A 16,528-nucleotide genomic window follows, 5' to 3' on the forward strand; every position below is an offset into this window, starting at 1 on the left:
GCTTTTTGCATATCGCTTGCTCTGGACATGTGACATATATATACAACTTATTGTGACACAAGTCAAGCGTTTTGTTTTCTTCTCGTGAACTTCACTTTCCGGGAAAACTCGAAGTTATCTTTTGCGTTCAGGGGGTAATCACTCCACCCTGCGGAGTCCCGCGCTCGCTCGGAAAGAGCCGCCCGCGTCCATAGCTTCCGGCCTGGAGCATGGCCTGAATCAGGCGCAGCACTCGACCATCCGCTATCCGTCGGGCCACCAGCGTCAGCAGTTTCTCGTGATTCACCGACCCGAAGAAGTCCTTCAGGTCGGCATCCACGATCCACTCCCTCCCGCTTTGTATCTCCTTCCACACTTTGCGCAGGGCATCCTTGGTCGATCGCCCTCGCCGATATCCGAAGTTGGCTTCATCGAACACCGGCTCGAAGACGGGCTCCAACCGGTTGAGGAGCGCTTGCTGGCAGACCCGATCATAGATCGTCGGAATGCCCAACGTGCGAAACGCTCCCACCTTGCCCGCCTTCGGAATCTGTACCTGCCGCACCGGTTGGGGCTGATAGGTGTCCTCTCTCAGCTCCGTCTGCAATCGATCCAACTGCGGGTCGAGTTGCGTCTCGAAGCCTTTGAGATTCTGCCCATCCACCCCTCCACTGCCCCGATTGGCTTTGACTTGCTCCCAGGCCATCTCCAGGTTCTTCCGCTGGTACACCTTGTCGATCAATGAGTGGACCTTCTTTGCTCCGGTCGGGTTGATCCAGTCCACCAGTCTCCTCGAACGGGGATGTACGGGTTTTTCCCTCATGGAACTGATCCTCCTCCTCGCCCTTACTCGCTGGCTTTCTTTCCTTCCCGACCCACTTCGCCGGCTGCCTTCCCCGACCCACTGCCGTCGTCCTCCGTGGAGGATCACGCGGTTTTAGCCGCGCTTCCGGTACTACACAGCCGTCCGTCTACTGACAGAGCGTCGCTCGCCCCTTCGCTTTCGCTTATAGGTTCGCTGACTCCGGTGCCACCCGGAGACCCTGCCAGTCCTCCTGAGGTCACACGCTGTTCTTCCGTACCGTGCCGTCCGCAAACACCGTGGTGCGGTGGGGTGAATGAGAACGCCTTCGCCTTCTTTGGGCAGGCTCGACCTGTCCCCACCTTTGGCCGACCGGTTCATCGTCGGGGTCGCCCCCATTGATTACGGCCCGGTACTTCTCCTCATGCCCTTCGGATTCCACCTCACGGTGGACACCCTGCCCTCCGGAGTACTACGGGGATTGGCTTCAGGTCCGCCTTGGCGGTGTCCAGCTTTCGCCTTCGTGCCCGTTTAGGCTTCTCCATACCTTCTTCCCCTTTCCGGCCAGCGAGGCATTACTCCCGCTTTTGGATATGGCGCCCCTCATCTGAGCGCCAGAGGGACTTTAACCCTCCTGAACAACGCGCTGCTCAGCACACCCAAAGTCCCGATCTGACCCTCACATCCTGCGTCATCCGTGAAATCTGTGGATGAAACAAATGTCAAATGCCTGTGCCTGATCCGACTGTCTTGGAATTCCGTTGTTCGACTTTGAACTCCTGGCCGCCGGGGCGGCTTGAACTGCCTTTCCCTAATACCCATCACCTATGACCTAAAATCTCCGCGCCCTCCGCGCCCCTGCGGTATGTCATGAATTGTCGAATGTCAGTCTCTGACCCAAAGGCTCCACGGTTTGCAGCAAGAGATAAGAGTGCGTCTCCAAGAGGACGAAGGCGTGCCGCAGCCCTGGGAACCGCGCCATCATCTCGGCCACTTTTCTGAGAAACTCCGATCGATCTTGGTCCTCCCAGAACATCGCGCGACCTTCGTTTCCTCTTGCGGTGATGTGGTACCAACACCCCGCCCCCTCCATCCGTAACGGTCTGACCATGGGAATTCCATCGGGGGGGGCTTAGGGATTAACCGATCTGCGGCGGGGGGAACAGGAGATAGTGTACATCACTTTCTGGAAAGGAAAACGCTTTTGTCGGGAATGCCTGGAGGGAAAATGGCAACAACCATACGCCCAATGCGGTCCAGTCTAAATTTTCAATTTTGCCACCTCTGGAGGAGAACAATTGAAAATTTAGACCTAAATGGCTCCGGCTCACGCCGGGGCTATTTAGACACGCGACGGCGTCTTGATGTAGGCTGGATTTGAACGATCCCCCCACTTACGTGGGAGGGATTTCAGCCTTGGGTGAATTAGCTTGGGGAGCCCGGCTGCAGTTTGAAAGAGCGAAATTAGTTCGGGTCCGGCGACGAATTTCTTTACCTCCCTGGATACGCACTGCAGAAAAGTAGACCTTGACAATATGCACATACGTACATACAGTTGGGACATGACGTTCGAGTGGGATCCGGACAAGGCCTATGGAAACCTCAAAAAACATGGAATTTCGTTCGCAGACGCCGTTGAAGTTCTTTCAGATTCAAACGCTATGACGATCGAAGATCTATCCACAGAAGAGCAACGACATATCACGCTGGGGCTTGACGCAATCGGCAGAATCCTCATCGTTGTGTACACAGGGCGTGGCGATCGAGTAAGAATCATCTCGGCAAGAAAAGGAACCGCACGGGAGCGTGCGCAGTACGAGGAGAGAAAATGAAAAAGGAATATGACTTCAGGAAGGGCAAGAGGGGCGCCGTCATCCGGACTCCACCCGGAAAGACACGAATCACCATTCGAATCGACAACGAAGTAATTGGATGGTTCAGAGAAACCGTGGATAAGCAGGGGGGTGGCAGTTACCAAACCATGATCAACAAGGCGCTCCACGACTACATCGAAAAGTGTGGGGAACCAATCGAAGAAACACTCCGCCGAGTAATTCGTGAAGAGATGCGTCACTCCGCATAGGTCATCCTACGAAGCAATACAGCCGCCAGGCTTCATCGGCGGCTAAAGAAATGTCCGGCTTAGGCAAGAAAGATGATTTTACTTGCAAATTCTTAGGGACTGTCCCTAGGGACAGTCCCTTTTCTACGACAAGCTTGGGTTTTTGGCTCCTTGACTTTGAATTGTGGACCCTTGGCCGCCGTGGCGGGTTGAACCTGGAACTTTGAACTGGTTCTTATTCTGCATCATCCGCGAAATCTGTGGATGAATCCATTGTCGAATGCCTGCGCCTGATCCGACTGTCTTTGATTTCCGTTGTTCGACTTTGAACTTTGAACATGGAACTTTGAAGTGCTTTTCCCTATCCCCTTCACCTAAACCCTCCGCGGCTCTTCGTCTCCGCGGTGATTACTGATCTCGAAAAGGGCCGTTTGAGCCTCAAAAGCACCCTGTTTGGGAAGTTATCCGCTTCGTTGAGAATACTTCGCTTGGTCCGACCCCGACATTCATTCCATCGGGGTGAAATGAGAATGTGGAGCCAAACCTCAACATGTTCTTCCCTTTCGGAGTGCGGGAGTCCACTCCCGCTTTCATAGCGCCTGCCCATCGTGGCTTAACGGTTTGGTCCTTTTTCCGACGCCAATTCGAATCTATAATGTTGCATGAACCAGCGGGCCCTTCAGATGGTCCAATGGTAAGGGCATCACGGAATCTGTCCAGTGTTCGGGTTGATGAATTCCTAAGACGCGAGATCATCTTGCATGGGGATCAACAACAAAATCTTCAAGTATCTTGTTTACTATCCGATCATGGGCGCGAGACGGGAATTCGTTCCCAGCCGATTATCGCGCTTCAAAGCCAGCCAATGGTACGATCGCGAACAGCTCCGGTCCCTCCAAGAAGGAAAATTGGAAGAGCTCCTGTCGTATGTTCGGACCAACGTTCCCTATTACCGTGAGCTCTTTGACCAGGCCGGAACCCTTTCGAAATCGTCCTTGGAATTTCAAACACTCCCTCTCCTAACGAAAGAAATCCTTTGGTCGAGGGGCCATTTGCTCAAGAGCGCGGAGCACTTCCACGGCCGGGTCATAAGGTCAACGAGCGGATCAACGGGAATTCCTGTCACGGTCTGGAAAACTCACGAAGCCCGGGCACATGAGCTGGCAGCTCTTTGGCGGGGTTACTCCTGGGCGGGGATCGATATTGGGGATCGACAAGGACGATTTTGGACGGTTCCCTATTCACCCAAGGAGAGAATCAGAACGCGCTTGATAGATTTCGCGTTGCACCAATTGCGCTGCTCTGCATCCGCATTCGATGAAGAGACGATGATTTCGTATACCAGTCGCCTCGAAAGATTCCATCCCAAGTATCTGGTCGGATTCGTTTCCATGCTGGTGGAATACGCCGAGTTCCTCAAGAGGAGGAGGCGCAAGCTGTCCTTTCCACTCCACTGTGTTGTGACCTCGGCCGAGGTCTTGACCGGTTATCACCGTGGCTTGCTCGAGGAAGTATTCGCCTGCCCCGTTTTCGATTTGTACGGCTGTGGCGAGGTCGGGCCGATCGCGCAGGAATGCGAGAAAGGCTCATTTCACATTAATAGTGAAAACCTTCTTGTCGAAATTCTGGATAGGGGTCGTTCGTGCCAAGCTGGAGAATTTGGAGAAGTGGTCGTTACCGAGCTAAACAATAAGATGATGCCGTTGATCCGTTATCAGGTGGGAGACTTTGCGGCATTGAGTCCCAGCGTCTGCGCCTGCGGAAGGGCTCTGCCCATCATCAGCAGGATCGCCGGCCGTGCCTACGATATGATTTACAACCGTCAGGGGAAGATGTTTCATGGGGATTTCTTTGCGTCCATTTTCAAAGAGGTGAAGAGCAACAACCTCGGTGTAAGAGCTTTTCAAATAGTGCAGACTGACGCCTCTCGTCTGCGGGTCAAGATTGAACCGGAAGAAGGATACGGGGAGCCGGCGGAGAGCCTCATCAGAGAACGCATTCGAACTCTGTTTGATTCACACACCACAGTCGCCTTTGAAACGGTGAAGGAGATCGAGCGAGAGGCCTCCGGAAAATTGAGGCTGGTAGTGGGAATGGATCGAGGGCCGCGCTCACCGTGAAGCCGCACGAGCCCAGGACCTTGAATTCAACCCCGCTGGAAAGGGAACTGCCCTGAAGACACCCGTCGTCGTCATAGGGGGGTCCGCAATTCCCAATCGCATCCGACAATCCATCCGCGGTTTGGACAGTCGTGGACTGGCTGTCCAGGGTGGCGCGGAAGGACGGTCAATTGCGGAATATGTTCATCACCTTGTGGAAGACAACTTCATCGCGTCCCAGGTTGTGCTACTCGCCCTGAGCCGACCGCGCAGTACTTACGATTGGTCCTGAAAATTCGGGACAGGCACCAGTTTTCCGAAGGCTCGCAATTTTCACGGACCGGCATCCTCCCCTTGCAGAATTGTCCCTATCTTTATCTGTCTCACTTTGGGGGTGCACTCCAGTAAGGATGCAGTCCATGGAGGAAGGCTAGGGAAATTCGGGACAATCCCGAAAGACAGAAGGTCAGGGCCGGTCAAGGCATCAAGATCGAAGATCTTGGAGGAAAATTATAGCGGCGCCTAGCCTGGCTCGGATTCTTGGTTCCGCGACTCTGCGCCCTCGGCGCCTCGGCGGTAATTACTGATCTCGAAAAGGGTCGTTTACGCGCCAAAAACGCCCCGTCTTAAAAGTTATCCTCTTTGTTAAGAATACTTCGCTTGGTCCGACCCCACTTTTCAAATCCAGAAACGGAAACACGGTCTTGAACTTTGATCTCCTGGCCGTGATAGCAGGTTGGGCCTGGAAATCCGCTTCTCAACTTTGAACTCCTGGCCGCCGTGGCGGGTCGAACTTTGAACTGTCTTTCCCTATTCCCTATCATCTAATACCTATTACCTAACCCCTCCGCGCCCCCCGCGTCTCTGCGGTGAATCATAGATTGCCGGCTGTCTGCGCCTGACCCCAACGCCCCCTGGTTCTTGCCCCTCGACCCGGAACCTTCAAAAAAAATTTCAATTGCTTGAGCCTTTTTTCACTTAGTTCCCGCATTAATAAAAATCCTAGGGTCAGATCGGGACTTTGGACATTCCATGGATCGGCGACCACCCAACCAATCCGAAGCGCATTGATTGATGTATGGGGACAGACACCTGCTCTTAGAGAAATTTGAAGATTGCTTGGATAGAGGTGTCTGTCCCCTTTTCCCAGCAAGAAGACGATCCTGCACTTCCAACCTTCCCCCGAAGCGGAGTTCCCATGGCCAGGCCGCTACGTAATCAGCAAGAAGGGGGATGGTATCACATTATCCGCCGCGGCGGACGGCAGCTGATTTTTCGAGAGACGAGAAAACCAGAAAGATCTGACCGGAACCTCAGCGCCTCGGTGCCTCTGCGGTAAATCCCAAAATGTCGACGGTGCTTGAATGATCCGGAAATGCTCCGCTTCGAAGCGCGATTAAAGAAAGATCCCCCACTGAGGGACCTCCTTGCCCTCGCGAACTCGCAATTGTCCAATGTCCCGATGTGACCCCCCGCTTCGGTCCAGTCTAAATTTTCAATTTTGACACCTTTACAGGAGAACAATTGAAAATTTAGACCTGACCGGAAAATCATGTGGAGGCTGATGAAGGCTCACACGCTCGCCTTAGTCGGCAGCAGACAACTTCCTGGTCTTCTGCTCAATCACCCGAATGCCTGCAGAGTCCTTGTATTCCTCAGGTTGCCGCGCCACATACTCCCCAATAGCTTCGCGGACAATATCGGCCAGAGACCGCCTCTGCTTGAACGCGAGGGTTCGCAAAATATCGTGTTGGGTCGACTCAATTGCGGCAAACAAAGTAACCGGATTATCTAATTTTTTGTCACGCATTGGAAATCTTCTTTCTTTTTAAATTTAAACTCTGTTTAGACTGAGTTCAGGTTTGGAGATCACTCCGAACATGGTTGAGACATGGATTGCATCAGCGCTGATTGGAGAGCTCTCCAGCCTCAGGGTACTAGTCCTTACTTCTGACCACACCTGCTTCAACAGCGAAAAACCGAACATATATGCCCCTTTGCCCAAACCGTACGCAAAGTACTTCTTGTGCGTACGTAATGAACCAATTCCTGTTCTCTTCGTCATCAACTGTGTCGACTTCAAGAATCACTATGTCGTCCTCCATAAGGATTCCGCGATCAACCCAAAAGCCGGTTCTCGTATTTCGGTCATCAAGTAGGCATGCACCAAATCGCTTTATAATTTCCTCGATTGTCTCTTTAAACTTCTCCTGCTCTACGCGCTTTCGTCTCCCCCTTGCATCGGGGTTGTAAAACCTTGGTAAGAGAATCAATACCGCCAATTGGTTTTCTAGCATTCACCTACCTGCCTTGTGGCATACATTAGCTCCCTCCTCAAAATATAATATCATACTAGTATTATAGTCTTATATTGTCAACATAAATTTTATGATATCAATACAAGATAATGATTTCACATTATTTATAAAATCCCAGGGACTTTGGACATTCCCTGGGTCGGCACCCGCCCCGCTGATGCGGAACACATTTATTGATCCTCCCCCAGGCGAACGGAGTATAATGGGCCAGTACCCCCCAGGACGGAGACGATCTACTACTTCAAACCTTCCCCCGAAACGGAGTTCCCACGGCCAGACCGTTACGCATTCAGTGCGAAGGGGGATGGTATCACATTACTTCGAGAGGGAATGAGCGGCAGCTGATTTTTCGTGATGATGAGGATCGGCGAGAATTTATGGGCCGGCTCAGCGAAATGACGGAGCGGTATCGCCTGCGTCTGCATGTCTACACCCTCATGGACAATCATTGGCATGGGCTGCTAGAGACGCTGGAAGCGAACCTCAGCCGCGCCATGCAATGGTTGAATAGTGGGTACAGCAGCTGGTTCAATGGGCGACACCGGCGGGCGGGACACCTCCTGCAAGGGCGGTTCAAAGCCATCATCGTGGAGCCGCAACGCTGGGGGTTGGAACTGAGTCGTTATGTGCACCTCAATCCTATTCGCGTCGAACGCTTCGCCTTGAACAAGCCGAGTCGGCGACGAAATCAAGTGGGAGCAGGGAGGGAACTGGGGATCGCTGTGTGGAGGGATCGCATTGAGTTTTTGAGGAACTACCGGTGGAGTTCCTATCGCGCCTACATTGGCCTGGAGCCGGTGCCCGCATGGTTAAGCACCCACGCGGTGCTGGCGTGGCTGGGGGGAGCGGAGGGGCAGCGCCTGGAGAGGTATCGGGAGTATGTGGAGTCGGCCGCACGGGAGGGCCTGATCCAGATCCCGTGGGACCAGTTGCAGGCGCAGGTGGCGTTGGGGGATGAAGCTTTTGTCCGAGACTTGGCGCTCAAAGCGCAAGGCGATGAGCACGAGCAATCCAGTCTGCGACAGTTGAAGAGAAGACCGGGGTTTGCGGCCGTGGTGGAAGCCGTCGAGCGGATTAAGACCGAAGGATGGGATCAATTCTCCAATCGGCACGGGGACTGGGGGCGAGATATGGTAGTGGCGAAATGGGGCATACCGGGTCACGAAGGAATTATTGAAGAAATGGGGCGGGCTCACGGTCAAGGATGGGTTTATTCAACGGAGCGCCCGTCCGCCCCTTTTCCTTAAACCCAAGAAGTTTTACCGCTGGTTTTTGAGGCAGAATATTAAATTAACACCGAGGAACAACTAATGTCAGATCAAAAAATCATCATTGTTCATCTCCGTCGGCCAAACAAACGTGACCCAAGAGACGATCCTTTCTGGGAATTTGGGAGTTTTGGCATTACCGGATGTCACGACAAGAATCTCTTGAACCCCAAGAAAACCAAAGAACTCATCGGCGTTCGCTTGGCCTTTGCTCAGGGAGGGATGGAAGGCACAAGGTTGGTATTGCTTACCCCACCAATTCGCTCCCTCGAAAAGATTGGTGAAGCTCTCTGGTCTCCAAGGACGATGCCATTTCGTTACAAGGCAGCACCTCTGCTCGTAGACAACGAGGGGCGATCGGATTTTATTCAGCTCAAACGCTTTATTTCTGACACCGCCCGCGATTCTTGCGTAGCCCAATTTGCAAGTAGGTTCCGGTCACGAAGACGCCCGCTCGAATCTTCGATAGCCAACGAATTGATTAAGGTCTATGAGCGCCTCCGCAAAGCGGCGCCTCGAAAAGACATCGCACGAAATTACGTCGACGCACTGCCTGGAAATCACAAGCCTCTATCAATTCGCGAGCGGGAAGAAAAATATGAAGACCTCCGAGAGAGGGTGGGAAGAACTCTGTTCCAGAGTGGTCCTAAAAAACCGAATCGAACCGGCTGTCGCTAAGATCAAAACCAAGCAAAACCAAGGGCCACCAAAACCAAGGGCCAGGTCTATTTATTCTTCAATTGGCAGCTAAGTTGTTGGAAGGCCTGCGCCAGCGTCGCATCGTGCTCCATGCGTTGTCGAAACCGACGGACCGCTCCGGAGATGGACACATAATCCAATCCGCCGACCAAAGCACCGAGTTGTTGGAGCGTCAGTCCGCAATACTCGTAAGCCAGAGACAGCGCCAAGTCTCGCCTCCAGTCCCCGTGACGATTCACGAACGCCTGCCAGCGTTCTCCCTTCCATCGCTCCACGGCGCCGATGACCTACAGGAAATCAGGCCGCTGAGTGAAGCCGAGCAGCTCGCGCTGTTCCCGCTCGTTCCCCTGCACCCGGTCCCGAAGACTATCCACAAACTCCTGGCTTCCCAAAACCACCTGGGCCGCCAGTTGGTCCCAAGGCGTTATTAACGATTCCCAAAAGCTCTGCGCCCTGACGCTCTCTGCGGTGAATAGAATGAGATTCCCGAAATCAGGATCCACCTGAATGGCCTCCGTTCGATGACTTGGAACTTTGAACATTGAACTTTGAACTTCCCTGCTCCTGACCGCGCAACGTGATATGGTACCAGGCCCCCTCCCACTGGATACGCAGTGGCCGAGCCATGGTGACTCCAGTCCGGGGGTGATTGAAAGACGCTGAATGTTGGGGGGGATTACAATTTGATTATACCATTACAAAGTCAGTGCCGTTTGCAATTGAAAAATAAATAGACCTGGCCCCGGGCAATTATGAGCACGAGCAATCCAGTCTGCGACAGTTGAAGAGAAGACCGGGGTTTGCGGCCGTGGTGGAAGCCGTCGAGCGGATTAAGACCGAAGGATGGGATCAATTCTCCAATCGGCACGGGGACTGGGGGCGAGATATGGTCCTCCGCTTCCAAGCGCGATTAAGGAAAGATCCCCAATTAATGGAGCTCCTTGCACTCGCGCACTCGCAATTGTCCAAAGTCCCGATCTGACCCCCGCTTTGTTTAACGAGGCTGACTACGCTTCGGGAAGGTGCCTCTTCCCTGTGGCCTGCGGACTTCGCTGTCTACGCTTCAGAGAGGTTGTTCGGCGACTGCACCGACTGCCTCCTTCCTCCCTGCAAGACTCGCTACGGGTGGCTGGCTAAACCTTTCCCGACCGGGACTCTCACCCGGCAAGCTGACGCCAAGCTTCCTTGGCGCACAGATGTGTGACCCCGGGCAATTCGAACTCACAATTGTCCATAGTCCCGATCTGACCCCGGCTTTCTCCTGGGCAGTCAGCAAGGGCATCCTCCGCTTCCAAGCGCGATTAAAGAAAGATCCCCAATTAATGGAGCTCCTTGCACTCGCGCACTCGCAATTGTCCAAAGTCCCGATCTGACCCCCGCTTTGCAACTTAGCCCACAAATATCCTTAATGCCATCCTTGTCTTATGACGATAAGGGAGGAGTGCTGCAGCCGCTGAAAAGCGAAGTGGCAGCCGTTTAGAAGTGAGGAACTGCACCTCCTTAGACCCCACATCTCCGGCCCTTGTCGAAAAATATGATTGCAAAAATTTTGTGAGGATCTGATAGGAGTATCTGGAGGACCATTGAGGTCAGAAGCTCACGACCCAATCACTTGGACAGACTATTTAATCCCTGGAGAATGTCGATTTGAGATTTATTAATCCGCTCAGATTTAGGGAGAATTTTCGAATGACAACACTTTATTCATATGTGGTGGAGCATGATCGCGGTGATGCTCCGTATCCTTTTGGCGGTTACTGTACTCTTGTGAATTGCAAGTACCGGAAAAAAGGGGCGAAGCGAAAGAATGTGATTGAGCTGGCAGAGGAAGATGACTGGGTGGTAGGTACAGGAGGCGTGAATCTGAGAAAAAGTGCTGGTCACAAAAGATTGGTGTATGCAATGAGGGTGGATAAGAAAATGTCCCTTCGTCAGTACAGTGCTGCGAGGCGGTTTCGGGGGCGGAAGGATAACCATCACAGTAGATCGGAGATCGTCGGTCGGTATGCGCTCATTTCCAAGCATTTCTATTATTTTGGGAGGAGTGCGCCAAAGTTACCGAAGAAGTTCCGGGATTATCCGCTTGAGAAGAAAGGGCCGGCCTTTAGGAATGATTTCAGTCAAGAGTTCATTGAATCCTTTATGAGTTGGCTGAAGCAGACCTACAGAATGGGGATCCACGGGAAGCCTTGCATGCCCAACCATTTTTTTGACTCACGATGTGGAGCGAATGCATGCGGGTAGCAATGGTACGTGTTGGAATCGACGCTGGGGCAGGTGGAATGCAAGGACCGCTGTTCCCTAACGGTTCCTTTGAGTTTGTCCCGATACCGGATCGATGGGGAATTGACGCCCGAACATACGGGAACTTCGAAGGTCGACATGGAAGGCCCCTTATTGAGTACTTCTCCGAACGCCGACAGGCCAAGATGATGAGGCAGTCTATCCATTTGGATCCTGACTTCACGACCTTTACCTACGGAGATCCGACGCCTCCCAAGGCAGGGCTGAGACATCTTCGACGAGGTGATATGCTGATTTTCTACTGTGGACTGGAGGGATGGGATTTCAGATCGGCGCCAGGGCTTTATTTGATGGGCTATTTCGACGTCTTGGCAGCAGGGATGGCCTCCGAATTCAGCAAAGGAGAACTCCACCATCTTTTTGCCGCAAACTTTCATGTACTACATAAGAAGGTTTTTCAGCACCAAAGAGATAAACTTGTCTTGGTCAAAGGGTCTGCAAAGAGCCGCCTTCTGAAAAGGGCAGTGTTAATGAGTGTGATGGGGCACGATCGAACGGGGCAGCCTTTAAAGGTTCTTTCTCCGAAAATGCAGAAGGTTTTTGGAGGTTTTGGTGGAAAGATTAGTTTTCAGCGTAGCCCAACACGGTGGGTGGTCCCGAGTTATACCGAGCGAGCGGTCGATTTCATGAGATCGCTCCATTGACGTTGCTCCTGCCAGCGTTACTCAACACACACTACTGGAAAAACAAAACATGGGACGATAGGACGACGGCTAGGGAGCGCGCTGCCGGGGCGACGCGCCAGACGTGAGACGGCAAGTGAAACATGTGGGGAGGTAGCCATGAAAGAGTTACGTAACTACTTAATGTCGATAATACGGGGTGCGATAAAAAATACCGCCGAGTTAGAACGTCTTCTAGCAGGATGCTGGGACGAATTTGAAGGAAGTGAGACGGAAGGGATGGCTCCATATAAGCTGCATGGCCGGATGGAGGATGTTGTTTGGGATCCACCGAATCTGTTTTTCACTCTTGAGCGCCATGGGGAAACTGTGCTTGGATCGACAAGAGCCGAGCTTCACAACTGGAAAATCAATATTCAGGATGAGACAGCTAACTGCTATGAGTCTGGTCACAGACAGGTGTACCCTATGCAGCCCAGCCTCGATCTGCGTCCCATCGCCGAGGGAATTGTTCAGTTAATCGTTGACCACAAACAAGACCAGCGATTGAAGTGGGGTGAAAATGGCAGCGTGCGAATTCTGGTAAGCAGGATTATTCCAGGAGAACATTCTCCCAAGCAGACGCTCACAGGGCGGCGCAAAAGATTTCGCGAGACACTCGATAAATTGCTCACCGAGGATGGTTGGAGGAAGATTAGAGTTTATGTCTACGCTCCACCTGACAACTTGGTGCTGCCGATGAGTCCTGAGAAAAACGTCCTGCCGGGTCACGTGCCAGACGTTAGACTACACGAGGACAGGAAATGAAGCCACTGTTCACGATCCATGCCGGGGAATACCTGGTCGGCTCACATATCGAGCAGCAGTTTCGGCACGTCAACGTATGGGTTCCGTCTCGGGATACTGGAGTAGACCTGCTCGTCTCCGACCGCCGCAACCGCCGTGCAGTATCACTTCAGGTCAAGTTCTCCAAGGACTTCCTGGTCACCCACATGGGGCCAGAATTCCAGCGCGGCTTGCGGGCATGTGGGTGGTGGAAACTGGATCGCGAGAAGCTGCGGCGCTCGGTCGTCGACTATTGGGTGTTCGTCCTCCAGGGGTTTGCGAGCCGCAGCGTGGATTACGTCGTGGTTCCGCCGAAGGATTTGCTCAGGCGCTTGCAGAGGATTCACGGACCTCAAAAAATTCTCCAGACGTACTTTTGGGTGACGGAAGACAAGCAGTGTTGGGAAACCCGAGGGCTCAAGCGGAGCGACCAGCTGTTGATCTCGATGGGCGAGTTCTCAAACGTGCTTCGTGATTTTTCTAAATGGCTCAACGCGTGGTCGCCAGTTGCACGCCTGAATCGTTGACACGGCGCGGCCTAACAGCAACTGGAGCCGACGGGGCAGGGCGACGTCGCGCTGTGGAAACCTGGCTACAGAGAAACGGACTGATTACTATCACTCAAAACAAGAAAGTGTTACCCGTTTTCTTCGAACAATTCGCTCATAATTAGCTGGCCCCCACAACCAGGGAAAAGGACAACCGAAGGCATTCAGACCAGAAAGGGAACATAAAAGGACAGGAGGTACATAAATGTCTTTTTGGGAGCGACTAGGATTTGTAAGAAAAGAAAAGGGGGCAACACAGACACCCGAGGAAATGGGAACTCTATTGTTTGCCTGTGCATGTAAGTCAATGTCTGAAGATTTGGAAAAACCAGACCTCCAGCTTCTGAAGTCGATTAGGTCTACTACAAATCCAAACACATTTGACGCCGAACTGCAAGTCACAATAATGTATGCTGCAATGAATGCTGTGATGACCAGTGCAAATTCAGAGGATAAAACATATCGGGTATTAGACAGCATGAACGGTGCTTTTATCAATTTCGTAACTAATGCTGTCAAGACCTCCGGTAAACAAGTTTTTTGGCGGTATCTTACATCAAGATATGCAGAATATACTGCTGCTCGACAAGAGAAAAGAGGTCCGAACGAGCTCTGGCCCCTCTCTGAACACATCTTAAAGAATCTGCTTGGAAAAGAAACGATGGATGATGAAGCAAAAGACCCTTATACCATGATGGTTCTTTCAGTTTATTACGTTTCTCAGCTTCTTTTCTTTAATGATTTGCTGAAGAGAATTCAAATCAAAGGCTAAATGAAAGTAACAGCAGGGCATAACGCCTGCATCAACCCGAAGCCGAATAGCCCTTGTGGTTTTTGAGAGCTTTGTGGCAACGCAGGTTTCGCATCTCGTTAGGCGGGATCACGAAACGGAGAAATCATGGATCTTCCGAGCAATAGCCTCTTGCCCCTTTTCGCGTATGGTGTCTTTCGGCCTGGTGAACTCGGATTCCTCCGGATCAAGCCTTTTGTACAAGCAGTGACCCCAGCAGCAACACCGGGATGCCTACTTATCCGTGATGGCCTTCCACTTCTCAACCAAGAGAGCGATGGGCAAGTTGTGCGGGGGACGCTACTGCAATTCGTACCGGAATCAGCGGGTCAGGCATACTATAGGATCGTCGAGCTTGAGCCCGACTACCAGTACAAATGGTCAATCGCGAAAGTTCAATTCGATAAAGGTAATGTGCAGGACGCCAACGTGCTGGTCGGAACTGACCTTAGCAACGGGACGGTAGTTCCGGATTCGCCAGAGTGGAATGGACGAGCCGATCCAACGTTCAAGGAAGGACTCGAAGTTGTTGCTAAGATAATCCCATCACAACTACAGTCAGGGGCGCCAGACTTCGCATTGCTCTTCCAACTCCAGATGGCATATCTTTTACTATGGTCGATCCTCGAGCGGTACACGTCCCTGCGGTACCATCTCGCGGGGGAGGCGATGGGGAAGGTTCAGAACTTAGCGCAGGAGCCAGCGTTTGACCGCGCCTTGAGGCGAGAGGTAAAGGGACAGCGGACTATCTATCGGGTTGACAATCCCGCCAACGAAAAGAAAGTGAAGTTGAGTCCATCAGGATCGGCCAAGAAGGCGTTGGAGTATTACTATCAGGTACGGTGCAATGTCACGCACCGAGGAAAGGGTGCCGGCCGCGACATAGAGACCATGTACCTGAGCACCCGAGAGCTTTTGGCAATCACGCGCGAAGTCATCGCCGCGGCATTCGAGGACGCACAGTGGCACGGCGCCCCCTAACAAGGCGTTGGAGCCTCCCGCCGCGCAACCGCTCGATTTTCGTGTTGGCGGTGGTGGGCGGCGGCTCAACGTCAGGTCGTTATGTTGACGTGAACAAAAATGAGAAAACAGTGGATCATTCCGGTCGAAAAAGTGGTCAGACCGGGGCATACGACAAATCACAAATCGATTCGGAATGTCCAATTTCCAGGTCTCACCCCATTCACTTTCTTTAATAACTCATGATTTTAGGTGGGCCAGCTATGTTAAATAGGATTGTAAGCATTTTTAGCGTCCCAATCATGCTGATGAACTTTGCCAGTGGCATTGTTGGGGGTATCTGGCTGGCGATTATAGGTAAATGGGGCCTGATTGGAATTGGTCTTCTGTTTTTGTTTGCTTCCCACTGGCTATTTGCTTTATTAATGTTACCCAGTCTGCCAATCGATGCGCTTGCTACGCACTTTTATAAGAAGAAGAATCCTTTACGTCACTTCATTGGTTATTTCTCTATGCTCTACACAAATATCTTGATGGTCATGACCATTTTTGTCGCCTATTCTGTGTGTAAAAGCTTTTATACCGGCAACATTGCTGTCGGTTATATTCCCTATCTATTGTGGTCTTGGGGCATGGCTCTAGGCCCTTGGCAATACTTTGCGTCAAGAGAGCCTGATAACCCGTTTACCTTAAACACCCTATTTTGTGCAGCTCTTTTCTATTTCCTTTTTTTGACCAGCCTTTTCATTAGTCCTTTTTTTTCCATCTTAGTAATGATAGTTTTTGTGCCTGTCCAATTGATCGTACTTCCTATTTATCAAATGTACCTTGCTAATAGAATTGTTAATCAAGAGAGTGCTAATTGAGAAGGAACTCAATAAATGCCCAACAAGGCGCTCAAGAGGGACGCGGGATTAGCTGCCTTTCTTTTTCAGTTCCGGCGTGCTTGGCCTGCGCCCCTTAGCTTGGTGGTTAGACATACTGTGCCTTTCGAAATTCGACGGATGAATTATGTGGAACTTGGAAGCCGAGAGACCCTACATCCGAATACACACATTCATGTTGCGCTCCCACCATCAAACAATATCGCTGAAAAACGATGCCCAGCATCGAGTAGAGTCGAGGTGTGGCGCGGGAGTTTAGGCGGTGCCTATCGGTGTGTCCGGCCCTTTCGTCTGCCGGTGCCTCACTAGCGCAGCCATGCTTCGTTTCCACATCCCGCTCATCGAACTGGACGGGCGGATTTCCCGC

General features: G+C 52.1%; 16 protein-coding genes and 1 pseudogene. 12 read left to right on the forward strand and 5 right to left on the reverse strand.

Annotation, left to right across the window (positions count from 1 at the left end; translation table 11 throughout):
• Positions 1-127: 127 nt before the first annotated feature.
• Positions 128-802 carry a hypothetical protein gene (locus tag LAO21_22935; GenBank protein MBZ5555573.1) on the reverse strand — a complete coding sequence of 225 codons (675 nt, stop codon included), beginning with the start codon at positions 800-802 and terminating at the stop codon, positions 128-130.
• 1,541 nt (positions 803-2,343) lie between these two features.
• On the opposite strand from LAO21_22935, the gene LAO21_22940 reads away from it, so the two are divergent.
• From LAO21_22940 to LAO21_22950, 3 genes are all read left to right on the forward strand, one after another.
• A complete protein-coding gene (locus LAO21_22940; protein MBZ5555574.1) occupies positions 2,344-2,613 on the forward strand; it encodes a BrnT family toxin in 270 nt (89 codons plus the stop codon).
• Complete coding sequence (locus LAO21_22945; GenBank protein ID MBZ5555575.1) at positions 2,610-2,864, forward strand: BrnA antitoxin family protein; 255 nt, start codon at positions 2,610-2,612, stop codon at positions 2,862-2,864. Before LAO21_22940 ends, LAO21_22945 begins: the two co-directional genes overlap by 4 nt.
• A 740-nt stretch (positions 2,865-3,604) precedes the next feature.
• Positions 3,605-4,963, forward strand: coding sequence for a hypothetical protein (locus LAO21_22950; protein ID MBZ5555576.1), 1,359 nt, complete (start codon positions 3,605-3,607; stop codon positions 4,961-4,963).
• Positions 4,964-6,527: 1,564 nt separating this feature from the next.
• Here the strand turns inward: LAO21_22950 and LAO21_22955 are convergent.
• Together LAO21_22955 and LAO21_22960 are read right to left on the reverse strand one after the other, a co-directional pair.
• Positions 6,528-6,752: a hypothetical protein gene (locus tag LAO21_22955; protein MBZ5555577.1), complete on the reverse strand. Its 225-nt coding sequence runs from the start codon at positions 6,750-6,752 to the stop codon at positions 6,528-6,530.
• A 127-nt stretch (positions 6,753-6,879) separates the two neighbouring features.
• A complete protein-coding gene (locus tag LAO21_22960) occupies positions 6,880-7,239 on the reverse strand; it encodes a hypothetical protein (GenBank protein MBZ5555578.1) in 360 nt (119 codons plus the stop codon).
• Between the two features lie 308 nt (positions 7,240-7,547).
• Here LAO21_22960 and LAO21_22965 point away from each other — a divergent pair.
• Positions 7,548-7,892: pseudogene (locus LAO21_22965) on the forward strand (transposase).
• 678 nt (positions 7,893-8,570) lie between these two features.
• Positions 8,571-9,206 carry a hypothetical protein gene (locus LAO21_22970; protein ID MBZ5555579.1) on the forward strand — a complete coding sequence of 212 codons (636 nt, stop codon included), beginning with the start codon at positions 8,571-8,573 and terminating at the stop codon, positions 9,204-9,206.
• A 47-nt stretch (positions 9,207-9,253) separates the two neighbouring features.
• Here the strand turns inward: LAO21_22970 and LAO21_22975 are convergent, their stop codons facing one another.
• Together LAO21_22975 and LAO21_22980 are read right to left on the reverse strand one after the other, a co-directional pair.
• Complete coding sequence (locus LAO21_22975) at positions 9,254-9,502, reverse strand: hypothetical protein (GenBank protein ID MBZ5555580.1); 249 nt, start codon at positions 9,500-9,502, stop codon at positions 9,254-9,256.
• Positions 9,503-9,514: 12 nt separating this feature from the next.
• Positions 9,515-9,769 (reverse strand): hypothetical protein, encoded by a 255-nt coding sequence (locus LAO21_22980; GenBank protein ID MBZ5555581.1) that lies wholly within the window; start codon positions 9,767-9,769, stop codon positions 9,515-9,517.
• A gap of 1,147 nt (positions 9,770-10,916) precedes the next feature.
• On the opposite strand from LAO21_22980, the gene LAO21_22985 reads away from it, so the two are divergent.
• From LAO21_22985 to LAO21_23015, 7 genes are all read left to right on the forward strand, one after another.
• Positions 10,917-11,471: a hypothetical protein gene (locus tag LAO21_22985; protein ID MBZ5555582.1), complete on the forward strand. Its 555-nt coding sequence runs from the start codon at positions 10,917-10,919 to the stop codon at positions 11,469-11,471.
• Complete coding sequence (locus tag LAO21_22990) at positions 11,462-12,175, forward strand: hypothetical protein (protein ID MBZ5555583.1); 714 nt, start codon at positions 11,462-11,464, stop codon at positions 12,173-12,175. The genes LAO21_22985 and LAO21_22990 overlap by 10 nt, the downstream gene beginning before the upstream one ends.
• Positions 12,176-12,313: 138 nt before the next feature.
• A complete protein-coding gene (locus LAO21_22995; protein MBZ5555584.1) occupies positions 12,314-12,961 on the forward strand; it encodes a hypothetical protein in 648 nt (215 codons plus the stop codon).
• Entirely contained in the window at positions 12,958-13,506 is a 549-nt protein-coding gene (locus LAO21_23000) for a hypothetical protein (protein ID MBZ5555585.1), read from the forward strand. The genes LAO21_22995 and LAO21_23000 overlap by 4 nt, the downstream gene beginning before the upstream one ends.
• 226 nt (positions 13,507-13,732) lie before the next feature.
• Positions 13,733-14,299 (forward strand): hypothetical protein, encoded by a 567-nt coding sequence (locus LAO21_23005; protein ID MBZ5555586.1) that lies wholly within the window; start codon positions 13,733-13,735, stop codon positions 14,297-14,299.
• Positions 14,300-14,914: 615 nt separating this feature from the next.
• On the forward strand, positions 14,915-15,298 hold the full coding sequence (locus LAO21_23010) for a hypothetical protein (GenBank protein ID MBZ5555587.1): 384 nt from the start codon (positions 14,915-14,917) through the stop codon (positions 15,296-15,298).
• 287 nt (positions 15,299-15,585) lie between these two features.
• On the forward strand, positions 15,586-16,143 hold the full coding sequence (locus tag LAO21_23015) for a hypothetical protein (protein ID MBZ5555588.1): 558 nt from the start codon (positions 15,586-15,588) through the stop codon (positions 16,141-16,143).
• The last annotated feature ends 385 nt before the right edge of the window (positions 16,144-16,528 follow it).

It is taken from the genome of Terriglobia bacterium (genome assembly GCA_020073085.1).
Classification (GTDB): Bacteria; Acidobacteriota; Terriglobia; order JAIQFV01; family JAIQFV01; genus JAIQFV01.

Coding starts and splice junctions, on each gene's coding strand:
- LAO21_23005 (MBZ5555586.1), top strand. CDS start 13,733: ATGTCTTTTTGGGAGCGACTAGGATTTGTAAGAAAAGAAAAGGGGGCA.
- LAO21_22985 (MBZ5555582.1), top strand. CDS start 10,917: ATGACAACACTTTATTCATATGTGGTGGAGCATGATCGCGGTGATGCT.
- LAO21_22950 (MBZ5555576.1), top strand. CDS start 3,605: ATGGGGATCAACAACAAAATCTTCAAGTATCTTGTTTACTATCCGATC.
- LAO21_23015 (MBZ5555588.1), top strand. CDS start 15,586: ATGAACTTTGCCAGTGGCATTGTTGGGGGTATCTGGCTGGCGATTATA.
- LAO21_23010 (MBZ5555587.1), top strand. CDS start 14,915: ATGGCATATCTTTTACTATGGTCGATCCTCGAGCGGTACACGTCCCTG.
- LAO21_22980 (MBZ5555581.1), bottom strand. CDS start 9,769: ATGTTCAAAGTTCCAAGTCATCGAACGGAGGCCATTCAGGTGGATCCT.
- LAO21_22945 (MBZ5555575.1), top strand. CDS start 2,610: ATGAAAAAGGAATATGACTTCAGGAAGGGCAAGAGGGGCGCCGTCATC.
- LAO21_23000 (MBZ5555585.1), top strand. CDS start 12,958: ATGAAGCCACTGTTCACGATCCATGCCGGGGAATACCTGGTCGGCTCA.
- LAO21_22970 (MBZ5555579.1), top strand. CDS start 8,571: ATGTCAGATCAAAAAATCATCATTGTTCATCTCCGTCGGCCAAACAAA.
- LAO21_22955 (MBZ5555577.1), bottom strand. CDS start 6,752: ATGCGTGACAAAAAATTAGATAATCCGGTTACTTTGTTTGCCGCAATT.
- LAO21_22935 (MBZ5555573.1), bottom strand. CDS start 802: ATGAGGGAAAAACCCGTACATCCCCGTTCGAGGAGACTGGTGGACTGG.
- LAO21_22940 (MBZ5555574.1), top strand. CDS start 2,344: ATGACGTTCGAGTGGGATCCGGACAAGGCCTATGGAAACCTCAAAAAA.
- LAO21_22960 (MBZ5555578.1), bottom strand. CDS start 7,239: ATGCTAGAAAACCAATTGGCGGTATTGATTCTCTTACCAAGGTTTTAC.
- LAO21_22990 (MBZ5555583.1), top strand. CDS start 11,462: ATGCGGGTAGCAATGGTACGTGTTGGAATCGACGCTGGGGCAGGTGGA.
- LAO21_22995 (MBZ5555584.1), top strand. CDS start 12,314: ATGAAAGAGTTACGTAACTACTTAATGTCGATAATACGGGGTGCGATA.